General features: G+C 68.1%; 12 protein-coding genes. 8 read left to right on the top strand and 4 right to left on the bottom strand.

Translation table 11 applies throughout. The features are described from left to right. The first annotated feature begins 307 nt into the window (after window positions 1-307). Window positions 308-634 (top strand): YciI family protein, encoded by a 327-nt coding sequence (locus EU513_RS04405; protein ID WP_129624669.1) that lies wholly within the window; start codon window positions 308-310, stop codon window positions 632-634. Next, window positions 635-1,888, top strand: coding sequence for an RNA polymerase sigma factor (locus EU513_RS04400; protein WP_129624668.1), 1,254 nt, complete (start codon window positions 635-637; stop codon window positions 1,886-1,888). Here the strand turns inward: EU513_RS04400 and EU513_RS04395 are convergent. Further along, window positions 1,882-3,420, bottom strand: coding sequence for an alpha/beta fold hydrolase (locus EU513_RS04395; RefSeq protein ID WP_168990139.1), 1,539 nt, complete (start codon window positions 3,418-3,420; stop codon window positions 1,882-1,884). The two genes, EU513_RS04400 and EU513_RS04395, sit on opposite strands and share 7 nt — an antisense overlap. A 145-nt stretch (window positions 3,421-3,565) precedes the next feature. Between EU513_RS04395 and fbaA the strand changes: the two genes are divergently transcribed. The 3 genes from fbaA to EU513_RS04380 all read left to right on the top strand — a co-directional run bounded on the left by fbaA (window position 3,566) and on the right by EU513_RS04380 (window position 6,812). After that, window positions 3,566-4,591, top strand: coding sequence for a class II fructose-bisphosphate aldolase (gene fbaA / locus EU513_RS04390; protein WP_129624666.1), 1,026 nt, complete (start codon window positions 3,566-3,568; stop codon window positions 4,589-4,591). Beyond that, on the top strand, window positions 4,588-4,995 hold the full coding sequence (locus EU513_RS04385) for a DUF3151 domain-containing protein (RefSeq protein WP_129624665.1): 408 nt from the start codon (window positions 4,588-4,590) through the stop codon (window positions 4,993-4,995). The genes fbaA and EU513_RS04385 overlap by 4 nt, the downstream gene beginning before the upstream one ends. Window positions 4,996-5,135: 140 nt before the next feature. After that, window positions 5,136-6,812, top strand: coding sequence for an AMP-binding protein (locus EU513_RS04380; protein ID WP_205744668.1), 1,677 nt, complete (start codon window positions 5,136-5,138; stop codon window positions 6,810-6,812). A gap of 3 nt (window positions 6,813-6,815) precedes the next feature. Here the strand turns inward: EU513_RS04380 and EU513_RS04375 are convergent, their stop codons facing one another. Continuing rightward, a complete protein-coding gene (locus EU513_RS04375) occupies window positions 6,816-7,892 on the bottom strand; it encodes a DUF2332 domain-containing protein (RefSeq protein WP_129624664.1) in 1,077 nt (358 codons plus the stop codon). Window positions 7,893-7,899: 7 nt separating this feature from the next. Next, on the bottom strand, window positions 7,900-8,604 hold the full coding sequence (locus tag EU513_RS04370) for a histidine phosphatase family protein (protein WP_129624663.1): 705 nt from the start codon (window positions 8,602-8,604) through the stop codon (window positions 7,900-7,902). Window positions 8,605-8,673: 69 nt separating this feature from the next. Here EU513_RS04370 and EU513_RS04365 point away from each other — a divergent pair, with 69 nt between their 5' ends. Continuing rightward, window positions 8,674-9,627, top strand: a complete 954-nt coding sequence (locus EU513_RS04365; RefSeq protein WP_129624662.1) for a helix-turn-helix domain-containing protein — start codon at window positions 8,674-8,676, stop codon at window positions 9,625-9,627. A 95-nt stretch (window positions 9,628-9,722) separates the two neighbouring features. On the opposite strand, the gene EU513_RS04360 is transcribed toward EU513_RS04365, so the two are convergent. After that, entirely contained in the window at window positions 9,723-10,526 is an 804-nt protein-coding gene (locus EU513_RS04360) for an SH3 domain-containing protein (protein ID WP_129624661.1), read from the bottom strand. Window positions 10,527-10,728: 202 nt separating this feature from the next. Between EU513_RS04360 and EU513_RS04355 the strand changes: the two genes are divergently transcribed. Together EU513_RS04355 and EU513_RS04350 are read left to right on the top strand one after the other, a co-directional pair. Continuing rightward, complete coding sequence (locus EU513_RS04355; protein WP_129624660.1) at window positions 10,729-11,157, top strand: helix-turn-helix domain-containing protein; 429 nt, start codon at window positions 10,729-10,731, stop codon at window positions 11,155-11,157. A gap of 230 nt (window positions 11,158-11,387) precedes the next feature. Beyond that, entirely contained in the window at window positions 11,388-12,482 is a 1,095-nt protein-coding gene (locus tag EU513_RS04350; protein WP_129624659.1) for an NBR1-Ig-like domain-containing protein, read from the top strand. Window positions 12,483-12,492: the final 10 nt, after the last annotated feature.

Raw genomic sequence — 12,492 nt, 5'->3', positions numbered from 1 at the left:
GGGTGGGCAGTGGACAGGCAGTGACACCACTCGCAAACGCTGCACGTCGGCACATGGTCGATCGTCGGTGGCGCGCACGGCGCCACGGGCGTTTGCGGCAGCGAGATCCGCCCGACGGGAAACTGAACGAGTTTTCTTCGCGCGGCTGTCGATGTTCGTCGAGCCCGTTCGTCATGGTGATGTCAGAACACATCGAAACAAGGAGCGAACATGGCCAGGTATCTGATTCTGCTGCCGGCACCCGAGGAGTTTGCGCACGAGCCCGAGGATCTCGTATTCCCGCACCCTGACGTCGAGGAGCACTGAGATGACCGAGTACATGGTGCTGATCGTCGGCGACGCCGACCGCTGGTGGACGACGATGACGGCTGAGGAGCGCAAACACGGCTACGAGCAGTACAGCCTGTTCAGCAAGTCGCTGGTCGAGCGCGGCCACAAGATCACCGGCGGCGCTGAACTGCACGCCTCCACCGAGGCGAAGCATCTGCCGCCGGGCACGACGACCGAGACGATCGGCGGCTACTACCTGGTGGAGGCGACCGATCTCGACCAAGCGGTGGCGTGGTGCGAACTGCTGCCGGACTGCTACAGCCTGGAGGTCAGGCCGGTCGTCGACATCGACGTCTCGGCGTAGATGTCGCTCGAACAGATCCACCGCGACGAGTGGGGCCGACTGCTGGCCCTGCTCGTCGCGCACTCGCGCCGCCTCGACCTCGCCGAGGACGCGCTGGCCGAGGCGTTCGAACAGGCGGCGCGCGTCTGGCCGGGAGACGGCACTCCGACCAACCCGGCCGGCTGGCTGATGACGACCGCGAAGCGCCGGATCGCCGACCGGGTCAGGGCCGAGGCGATAGCCGCCCGCAAGCAGCCGTTGCTGGCGATCGACGAACGGAATCGCATGCAGGACAACGACCGTGGTGACGAGCTGCTGCGGCTGGTGCTGCTCGCGGCGCATCCGGCGCTCGCGCCCGAGGCAGGCGCCGCACTGACCCTCCGGCTCGTGCTCGGCGTGCCGACCGGCGACATCGCCAAACTCTTCCTGGTGAGTGAGCCGACGATGGCGGCGCGGCTGACTCGCGCGCGCAAGAAGGTCATCGCTGCGGGCATCCCGCTCGCCCTGCCTGACGCCCGGGTGCTGCCCGGACGTCTCGACACCGTGGCCCAAGTCGCCTATCTGGCGTTCACCGCCGGCTACGCACCCGGCAGCGGCCCCGACCTCGTGCGGGTCGAACTGGCCGGTGAGGCAATCCGATTGGTGCGGTTGATGCGTTCGAGCAGCCCGGTTGCCCGGGCGAGCCAGTCGCTCACCGCCCTGCTCGGACTCATGCTGCTGCAGCACTCCCGGCGCGACGCACGCGTGGGCGATGCCGGTGAGTTGGTGCGTCTGCCCGACCAGCAGCGTTCGACCTGGCACCAGCACGAGATCGCCGAGGGGCTCGACCTGCTCGGCGCGCTCACCGGACGGGAGACGTCACCCGCGATCGAGATCGACGGCCCGGTCGCGGCGTCCTACCTGCTGCAGGCGCTGATCGCCGCTGAGCATGCCCGGGTCGCCCGTGCACAAGACACCGACTGGGTGACGATCGCCGACCTCTACCGGCAACTCGAAGAGCTCACCGGGTCGCCGGTCGTGCGACTCAACCGGGCCGTCGCCGTGGCCGAAGCGGGCGACCTCGACGCCGCGATGGCGTTGGCCGACGGTCTGCTGACCGAACTGCCGACCAACCACCGATTGCACGCGGTGCGGGCGGAGTTCCTCACCCGGGCAGGGCGAACGACGCAGGCCGGGGATGCCTATCGCGAAGCGATCTCCTTGTGTGCCAACGATGTCGAGCGGTCAGACCTTGAGCAGCGACTCGCGTTCGTTGCTGACCCAGAAGGTCAGTAGAGCGGCCGGACGTCGGTGCACGCGACATCCCGGGCGGGCAAGGCCTTCGTCAACAGGTAGTTCGTGCGGATCCGGGTGGCGCATGCGCTGTCGTTGAGCAACAGATGGCCGACCTTGTTGCCGGTGACCAGCCGCGAACCGGGCGACATCGCGTGGGCCGAGCGGGCGCCGACGATCGAGGTCGCCGGGTCGTAAAGCGCGTTCATGAACAGGATCGGCGTGGCCGGACGCCGGTCGAACGGTCCGCGATAGGCGCCCTTGCCCGCACCGGGCCAGCTGGTGCACAGCGAGCTGCTCCAGGCGCCGGCGGCGTCGAAGCCACGGGTGCGATCGCGCGTCGCCGCGGCCGCGCGCCAGGTGGCCCACCGGTCGTACGGGTCGAGCGAGTCGGAGCACATCACCGCCTGCCGAGTGACTTCGAGCACCTCGCCGGGCAGCCCGAAGCCCTGCCGCGCCGGCGACGCCTGGCGGTCGACCGTGGCCGTTGCCGCAGCGGGAGAGACCTGCTTGCCGGTGAGGGCGAGGTAGAGGTTGTGCACGTCGTCGAGTGCGCCGGGCACGGTGCCGGGGTCGTACAGCGAGTAGAGCGTGTTGGTCACCAGATCCGCCCAGGTGAACCGGCTGCCCCACACGGTGCGCGGCGACTTCACCAGCAGGCTCCACACCGTGTTCCACTCCGCGATGCCCCGGGCCGCACTGGCGCACTTCGCTTTTCCGGCCCGCTGGCACTGTGCGTACGCCTGTCGCACAGCAGCCCAAGCGCCGTCGCCGGTGTGCAGCCGGGCACCGATCGGCACGTACCGCGAGCGCGATCCCGCCGTCCACTGCACGGGGTCGAGCACGCCGTCGAGCACCATCGCCCGCACCTGCGACGGGTACATCGCCGCGTACGTCTGCCCGAGCACGGTGCCGTAGGAGAACCCGACGAAGGTCAGTTGCCGGTCGCCCAGGAGGGCCCGAACCTGATCCATGTCACGGGCGTCGTCGGCGGTGGTCATGTGGTGCAGCAGCGGGCCGCCGGTGCGCCGGCAGGCAGCCCGTACGGCGTCGTCGTGGCTGATCTGCGCGCGAGCCTCCGCGACCGTGACCGGAAAACCGGGTTCGAGACTCGGCGGTGTCGAGGTGCCCGGACGGGTCGTGCACGAGACCTGGGTCGACCGGCCGACTCCGCGCGGGTCGACCGCGACGATGTCGAACCTGTCGGTGACCTTCCGGCCAAGCATGCGGGCGAAATCGTCGACCTTCGCGGTGGCCGCCTCGCCGGGGCCGCCGGGGTTGACGAAGATCGCCCCGACCCGGGCCGATGGCACCGAGGCGCGCCGACGCTCCACCGCGATCGTGGTCGATCCTGCCGCCGGGTTGTTGCGGTCGAGCGGCACCGAAAACCGCACGCACTGGTGGGTGCGCACGTCGGCACACTTCGCCCAGCGCAGACCGGGTGTGGTTGCGGCGTCGGCCGATCGAGGCAGTGCGTTCGGCACGAGGGCGAGCAGGGCGGCAGCGAGCGAACTCGCAACCAGGCGGCGGGACATCGGGCTCCGTTCGGGAGTCGTCGGTGAGGGGGTGTGGCCGCCGGGTCTCTTCGGACCGCTCGGCACGGCTGCGCACCAGCGTGCCAGACTCGTGGCAGCAGGGCGAGGAGGCCACGCTCGCCCACGAACACGAGGGAGAGACCCCATGCCCATCGCAACACCCGAGGTGTACGCCGACATGCTCGACCGCGCCAAGCGGGAGGGTTTCGCGTACCCGGCGATCAACGTCAGCAGCAGCCAGACACTGAACGCGGCACTGCGCGGATTCGCCGACGCCGGTAGCGACGGCATCATCCAGGTCTCCACCGGTGGCGCCGAGTACCTGTCCGGCCCGACGGTCAAGGACATGGTCGCCGGTTCGCTCGCGTTCGCGACCTTCGCGCAGGAAGTCGCGAAGAACTACGACGTCAACATCGCGCTGCACACCGACCACTGCCCGAAGGACAAGCTGGACGGCTTCGTCCGCCCGCTGATCGCGGCGTCCACGGAGCGGGTCAAGAACGGCGGTCTGCCCTACTTCCAGTCACACATGTGGGACGGCTCGGCCGTGCCGCTGGACGAGAACCTCTCGATCGCGCGAGAACTGCTCGACCTGTGCGAGGCCGCGAACATCGTCCTGGAGATCGAGGTCGGTGTCGTCGGCGGCGAGGAGGACGGCGTGGCCCACGAGATCAACGACAAGCTGTACTCCACGCCCGAGGACGCCATCGCCACTGCGAAGGCGCTCGGCGTCGGCGAGAACGGTTACTACATGACCGCGCTCACCTTCGGCAACGTCCACGGCGTCTACAAGCCGGGCAACGTGAAACTGCGCCCCGAGGTGCTGAAGAAGGCCCAGGACGCGGTCAAGGCCGAGTTCAACACCTCGACGGACAAGCCGTTCCACCTGGTCTTCCACGGGGGCTCGGGCTCGACCGCCGAAGAGATCAAGGAAGCGGTCTCTTACGGGGTCGTGAAGATGAATGTCGACACCGACACCCAGTACGCGTTCACCCGTCCGGTGGCCGGTTGGATGCTCGGCAACTACGAGGGCGTGCTGAAGATCGACGGCGAGGTCGGCAACAAGAAGCAGTACGACCCGCGTGCCTGGGGCAAGGCGGCCGAGGCCGGCATGGCCGAGCGCATCGTCGAAGCCTGCGAGAACCTCGGCTCGGCCGGAACCCACAAGTGAGCGGCGAGAACCTGCTCGGGATCCCCGAGACCAAGCTCCCTGTCGACCCGGCCGCCCAGAAGCTCGACGACGGCGTCGACGTGCGCGATGTCGCACGCGGTTACCCGGCCTCGTCGCTGGTCTGGGCGACATTGGCCGAGGACGCATTGGACGACGGCGAGGTGATCGAGGCATACGCCTACGCGCGCACCGGCTACCACCGGGGCTTGGACTCGCTGCGCAAGTCCGGCTGGCGCGGGCAGGGTCCGGTGCCGTGGGAGCACGAGCCGAACCGTGGTTTCCTGCGGGCGCTCGCCGTACTCGCGAAGGCGGCCGGCGAGATCGGCGAGGAGGAGGAACACCGTCGGTGCGCCGACTTCCTGCGCGACTCGTCCGCCACCGGAGCCCGCGAACTCGGTCTTTGAAGAAACCCCTGACGAACCTGTCTCACGAGGGCTGACGCCGCGTGAGACAGGTTCGACCTTTCTCGTCCGGACGTGTGCTCGTCTCGTAGCGTGAGGAGCGGCCTTTCCGATGACGGAAGGCGGAAGACGAGGAGACCACGGTGCCTGAGACAGACCCGATGACCGAACCCGCCGGACGGCGCTCGGTGCCAAGGGAACTGGACTACCCCGAACTCACGATCCCGCAGATGTTCGAGGACTCCGCGCAACGTCGCGGCAGCGCCGTCTGCACCGACTTCCTCGGTCGCACCCGCACGTATGAGCAGATCGCGGACGAGGTGCGTCGCGTCGCGATGGGCCTGGTCACCCTCGGTGTGGAGCACGGTTCGCGCGTCGCGGTGTTGTTGCCGACCTGCCCGGAGAACCTGGTCGTGACGCTCGCGGCGCTCCGTCTGGGCGCCCATGTCGTGCAACACAACCCGCTGTACTCCGCCGGTGAATTGGAGCCGATGTTCCTCGACCACGGCGCGAAGGTGGTCGTGGCCTGGGACAACGTCGTCCCCGCGGTGTTGTCGCTGCGTGAACGCACCCCGGTGGAGCACGTGATCGGGGTCGACCTCACCAAGTCGTTGCCGGCGAAGCTGCGGCTGGCATTGCGTCTGCCGATCGCGAAGGCCAAGGAGTCGCGCAAGAAGCTGACCGCGGGGTCGTTGCCGGACGGCGCGCGACCGTTCGCGAGCCTGGGCGAACACGGTCCGCTGCCGCTCGGGCAGCCCGGTCCGCGCCCGGACGACATCGCGGTGATCATGTACACCTCGGGCACGACGGGTCGCCCGAAGGGTGTGCCGCTCACGCACGCGAACCTGCTGGCCAACTGCCACCAGGGTGTCGCCTGGACCGGACTGCGGTTCGGCGAAGAGCGGTTCCTTGCGGTGCTGCCGATGTTCCACGCGTTCGGGCTGACGGTCGGTGTCCTGTTGGCGCTCGTCCTCGGTGCGCAGATCAGCATGGTGCCATCGCCCGAGCCGAAGTTGATGCTGGACGCGATCAAGCGCAGTGACACCAACTTCTTCGTCGGGGTGCCGCCGCTGTTGGAGGCGATCCTGGACGAAGCCGAGAAGAAGGACGTCTCGCTGCGCGGTCTGGAGTGGGTGTTGTCGGGTGCGATGTCGATGCCCGCCGAGTTCGTCCAGCGATGGGAATCGGCCACCGGCGGACGGCTCATCGAGGGTTACGGGCTGACCGAGACCTCGCCCGTCGTCGTCGGCAACCCGTTCGACTCGACCCGCCGGGCGGGCACGATCGGCCTGCCGTTCCCCGACACCGACACCCGCATCGTCGACCCCGACGAGCCGTCCCGCGACGTGCCGGAGGGTGAGGAGGGCGAACTTCTGGTGCGCGGCCCGCAGGTCTTCGATGGCTACCTCGACCAGCCGGAAGAGACTGAGAAAGCATTCGTCGACGGTTGGTTCCGCACCGGTGACCTTGCCCGTCACGACGGCGAGTACCTCGTGATCTCAGGCCGGTTGAAGGAACTCATCGTCACCGGCGGGTTCAACGTGTCGCCGATCGAGGTCGAGGCGGTCCTGTGCAAGCATGAGTCGATCCGCGACGTGGCCGTGGTCGGCATGCCCTCCTCGCGCAGCGGGGAACAGGTCGTTGCGGCCGTTGTGGCCGACGGAGAACTCCCGTCGAACGAGGAGTTGCGCGCATGGGCCAAGCAGCACCTCACCGCGTACAAAGTGCCGCGTCGCTTCGTCGAGGTGGAGGAATTGCCCACCAACCTTCTCGGCAAGGTCGTGCGACGCGAGGTCGTCGACCTCATCCCGGACGAGTGAGGACTACCGGAAGTTGATCGAATTCCCGTGCGGATGAACGGTTCCCAGTAGTTCGGGTGCGATCTCAGCGTCGTCGCGCCAACGCCGCAGGCCGACGTGGGTTCCCGTCAGACGGTCGGCGTCCGCGTGGTCGTCGCGGACGTCGGGCAGGCCTGGGACGCAACCCGGCGGCTCGGCGGTGACCCAGCTGACCGGGCGAGCGGATGCCACATCATCAAGGGTTCGCGCGATCAGCGGACGTCGTTCGCGCGGCAGGTAGGTGACGGCCCAGGAGGAGAAGACCACCAGGTGGTCGTCCCCGCGCTCGATGACGCCGGGGAGCGCGTCGACCATGTCACCGCGAACGAGCGTCGGTGGATGGTCGCGCAGTCCCTCGACCGCCGCGTCGAAGCGTTCCACCCGACCAGGCATCTCCGGCCAGATACAGGCACGCAACCAGCGCAGGTCGTCGATGTCGTCGGGGCCGATCGGATCGGCGTCCAGACCGATCCGCCGTGCGATCGGTGGGATACGGAGTTCGACGGCGGATCCCAGGTTTTCGGCCTCACAACGGACTCGGGCATGTAGCGGGCCGAACGCCACGTCCCCGACTGCCACTCGATAGTGCTCGATGTTCAGCAGGAAGCCGGCGCTGGCACCCAGCTCCAGCAACGTGATCGGGGTGTCGGGCAGGTCGGCACATGCACGGGCCACCATCGCTCGCACGTAAGTCGAGCGGTTGACCTCGTTCGTCTGCGTCGTCCGGGTCGCGACCACCTGAGACAACTCGTCGTGGAACTCGGTGATCGCTCGTCGGACATCCGGCCACGGGTCCTGAGCCGGGCGTGCCCTGGGGGAGAACCAGTGTGCCGCAGGTGAATCCGGACGGCGCATCGCCAAGTCATGCAGCGCAGCAAGCAGGAGCACGGGACGGGCCTGTCCCGGAGCAGCCCGGCACAGAAGGTCGATCGCGTCCGGGTCGTCCGCCATGCCCGCGACGATCGCTGCGTACACCGGTACCTCGGAGTGCATCGAGGCGAAGTCGAGGCAGCGCTGCCTGGCGACCTCGGGGGAGTCGGCCGTGTCTCGAACGTCAGGCATGTCGCTCCTACCGGTAGCTGATGAGGTCGCGGTCGTGCTCGAAGTGGCTGTGGTCGTTGTAGCTGAGCAGGGTCGGCGTCGGACGGCGCCCGCGCAGGAACTTGCTGACCGCGCCGTTGACGGCCACTTCGTTCAGTCGCCCCCAGGCCTTCGCCACCTCGGGGCCGGCATCATGCGCACCAAGAGTCGACAGTGCGGCAAGCACGGCGATGGGTCCACCGGAACTCGACACGACCGCCGTGCCCGGTCGCTCGGCCAGTTCGGTGGCCGCCTCACGGACCCGCCGAACGAACGTGGGGAAGGACTCGCGATAGTCGCCGTCGTGTTCACCCCCGGTCCAGCGGTCGACCGACGCGAGGAAGAGGTCCTGGAACGCCCGCGCCGGATTCTCTTGCGCAGCAAGGGCTTCCAACAGCGCGGGCCGGGTCGCGTACTCCGGGTGGGCAGCGGCCAGCAGGCCGTCGTGATCGAACTCGTCCCATCGGTCATCGGTCTCGACCGGGCAGGACCAACCACTTGCGGCGGTGATGCCTGAGGCCGTCTGGCCGTGGCGACGCAGTGACCCACGCACGATGACCGCGGGCTGCGCCATGCGCTCGCCCAGGGCACGCCCGGTGACCCCCGCCTGATGTTCGCCGAGCGGCGACAACAGGTCGTAGTCGTCGCCGGTGATGGATGCCTGTCCGTGGCGGACGAGGATCAGCAGACTCATTCGGCACCTCTCGTGAGCGGGGGCTGCGCCATTGTCCAACACCGGCGCGGCGTCGTTAGATTGGCGTCCGTGGACGGACGACTCGCGGTTCTGGGTGTGGACGCGATCGGTGAGGCCCTCTACCGGCAGGTGCTGCGCACACCGGGCCGGGCCTTGTCGGCCCACGTGCGTGAACTCGGTTGCTCCGATCACGACGGCGAACGCGAGGTGCAGCAGTTGCGCGTCCACCGCCTCGTCCGGATCTCCCAGGACGGGACGCTCAGCGCGGATCACCCCAGGGCGGCGCTCGAACGGGTCGTTTCGGTCGAGGAGGCGAAGCTGGCCACCCGTCGGCAGCAACTCGCTCGCCTGCGCGACTCGATCGATCAGTTCGCGACCGATTACCGCGTGGGACAGGAACGTTCGTCATCCACCCCGCCCACCCGAGAGCGGGTCGACGGGGCCCTGCTCACCTCCATGCACGAGCAACTCGCCGCGTCGAGTGTCGGGCCGATCCGGCGGACCCGTGCTCACCCGCCCGACCGGGACCCGACCGAATACCCGACCACGGTCGGCCAGGTCGAAGCGGGCCGTGAAGTGCGAACCCTCTACGTCGCTTCGGCCGTCGACGGCAGTGCCGGGTGGATGCAGCGTTGGGCCGACGTGGGTGAAGTGCAGCGGGTCGCGCCGTCAGTGCCCTCGGAGTTCGTGTGTTTCGGCACCGACGCCGCGCTGGCGACGACGCAGTGGGGCAGGTCGGACGGTGACTGGGTCATTCTGCGCGACCCGATGGTCGTGGCCGCGTTCGTCGAACTGTTCGACCGGCTCTGGGCGGGCGCCGCGCCGGCGCCCGATGACGTCGACGGCGACGGACTGCTCGACCTGATGCGTCAGGGTCTGAAGGACGAGGCCATCGCGCGCGTTCTGGGCGTCTCGCTGCGCACGGTGCGTCGTCGGATCGCCGCCTTGATGGACGCGCACGGGGTCGAGACGCGGTTCCAGCTCGCACTCGAGGTCGCCGAGCGCGCCGACCGCAACCGCTGAACACGACGGCAGCGAGACGCCCCGGCCGCGGGGAAGAGCCGGGACGCCTCGCTCGATGCGTCGGTGACGATGTCAGTGACGCATCCGTACACCGGTCAGTACTGCACCGGTGCGGTCACCGAGATGTGCAGGTGGTCGTAGTGACCGAGGGTGACCTGCCCGGCGTGGCGGTGCTCGCGCCAGCCCTTCTCGTTCAGACCCGGCTTCTTGTTCCAGATCTTGTTCTGCCAGATGACGTACTGGACATCGAGCTTGCCTGCGTACTTGCGCAGCCACGCGGCGGCCTGGTCACCTTCCTTCTTGGTCGCGCCCTTGGGGAAAACCCCGAACCTGCCCGGGAAGCAGTCGATCGCATTGCCGGAGTTGTGGTCCGACTTCTGGCCTGGACGGTAGGCACTCACGTCGCACTGGATGCCCGGGAACGCCTTGGCCATCTCCTTGCGGACGTGCGCGGCCCGCTCGGTGAGGTTCGGTGCCTGCGACATCGCGCTCCGGTGCGGGTTGTTACGCGGCGCCTTCGGCAAGGAGCCGTTGGTGCTGCCGGACCCCTTGCAGACCGGGATCCACAGGTTGGTCTTGATGTACGCGTGCGACACGTACTTACCGGGGCCGATCTTGTCCCACCAGTTCGTGGTCGACCGGGTGCCCTTGACCCACTGGCCCTTCGTCCGGCAGGTGATCTTGACCTTCGCTCCCTTTTTGAGCGAGCCGACGCGTGCCTCGTCGGTGGACGGTCCGGACCGCACCGACAGCGGATCGGACTTCGTCATCACGGTGCCGGTACGGATCTTGGACCCCTCGGCATGACTGACGGCTGCGTGTCCACCGACTGCGGTGCCCGCCATGAGCGACGTGCCGACAACGGCGTAGACGATCTTCTTGCGCTTGGATACCTGCATGGGTGTTTCCTCCCTGTGCGGTCGGGGCTGAACCGTGCCCCGGCGTCCGGCCGGGCTGTTCCCGAGCTGCGGACATGGAGTCGATGCAGCCGGGTGTCAGGAGGTGCCGTGTCAGGGGGAGCGGTGAACAGTCGATGGACGTCAGACGCCGTGTCAAACACCTGCCTGACAGTGCCGATGACCGTAAGAAAGGCCTGAAACGATGCCGATTTCACCCTCTCCGCGCCGTGACGTGATCGAGGCGTTCGCGAAGCAACTCCTGGATGTACGTCAGAGCGCCGGACAACCGTCCTACCGGGAGATGGCGAGCCGGTCGGGCTGTATCTCACACACGACATTGCACGAAGCCGCAGCAGGACGCCGGCTGCCGACCTGGGAGACCGCCGAACAGTTTCTGCTCACCTGCGGGGCTGATCCGACCGCTTGGCGGCATGAATGGCAGCGGGCACAGCGGTTGCAGTGGATCGGAGCAGGCCGCGAACCGGATGAACCGGTTCGGGACATCGGCAGCCCGCCGGTCAGCCCGGACGGTCATGCGCCGGATGCTCGGCGATACCTCTTGGCAGGCGCGATCGGAGCGGCAGCCGTCCTCGCGGCAGAGGTGGCCCTGAAGATCGGCATGCGGGCCTGAACCTTCGCTGAACGCAACTCGCCCCGGGAGCCGATGGCTTCCGGGGCGAGTCGCGGTTCACACAGGGATTCGTTCTTCGTGTCGATCACTGTCCTTTTCTCTGGTCGAACACCGACACCCCTAAGACCGGCCGACCCCGGCGTCAGGCACCACATCGCGGGGAGCCATTGACACGGAGCTGACGTCTTACACCCGTTGACACGCAGTCGGACACACGAAGGAACAGGAAGATGACGAACGCGTCGCCGCAGCCGGGCACGAACGGTGCAGGGAACAACGGCACCGATCGTCGTCAGGTGATCCTCGGTTTCGCCCAGGCCCTGTCGGACGTCCGGCAGGCAGCCGGACAGCCTTCCTTCCGACAGATGGCCCAGACCTCCGGGTGCATCTCGCACGCCACGTTGCACGAGGCGACCCGTGGCAAGCGACTGCCCACCTGGGAAGCGACCGAACAGTTCCTCATCGCGTGTGGGGTCGATCCGCACCCGTGGCGCGAGCAGTGGCGTCGCGCGAACCGATTGGTCACTCGCCCGTCCACCGGGCAACCAGCTCAGCCGACATCCCGACCGGCCGTGACCGGCACTGCGACCGGCACCGCCTCACCGACCCGTGAACCGGACCGTTCGCAGCTTGCCGGCCCGTCGTGGAGTCCTCCCGGAGAGGAAGGCGATGAACGAGTGAAGCAGCTGCGGACCGAAGTCCCGACCACGGGACCGACCAGGACGATGCCGGTATCGGTCCGTACGCGACACGTCGCACGCCGCTGGGAGAAGCTCGGCACTCTGCTCGCTGCCATCGTCCTCATCGTCGGGGGTTACGCGGCTGCGTCCTGGACCCAGCAGTCCTCGTCCAACACCGCGAACGCGACATCGCCCACCGTGAGCAGGCCCTCTTCGACATCTTCGCCGTCGTCCGTCGGTTCGGTGCCCTGCCCGCGCCCCAACGAATCCAGCGTCCGCTCCTGGAAGTCCTCCCGCATCGACGGTGCGGCGATGGAGTACCGGTCCGGACGTCTCTCGCTGTGCGGGAAGGTTGCCGCCGGCGAGACGACGAAGCAGGGATTCACGCTGAAGAACACCGGCACGACGAAGATCTCGGGATGGACGGTGCACATGGTGAAGTCGACCGGCACATGTCTCACCGACGCCGACCGCACCGGACGCATCGCGGACCTCGACCCGGGCGAGACGTTCTCCGCGAGCATCGCTTTCCAGGCGCCCGATCGCGCCGGTGGGTGCAGCGCGGAGTTCGAGATCCGGGACGCGTCCGGCAAGCCCGTCTTCGACGAGGGCTTCACCGTCCCGTTCGCGGTCGTCGTCGCCTGAGCACAGCAGA

Origin of the sequence: Yimella sp. RIT 621, assembly GCF_004146205.1 — a bacterium.
GTDB classification, from domain to species: Bacteria; Actinomycetota; Actinomycetes; order Actinomycetales; family Dermatophilaceae; genus Yimella; species Yimella lutea.
This window is presented reverse-complemented; position numbering and strand designations above follow the sequence as displayed.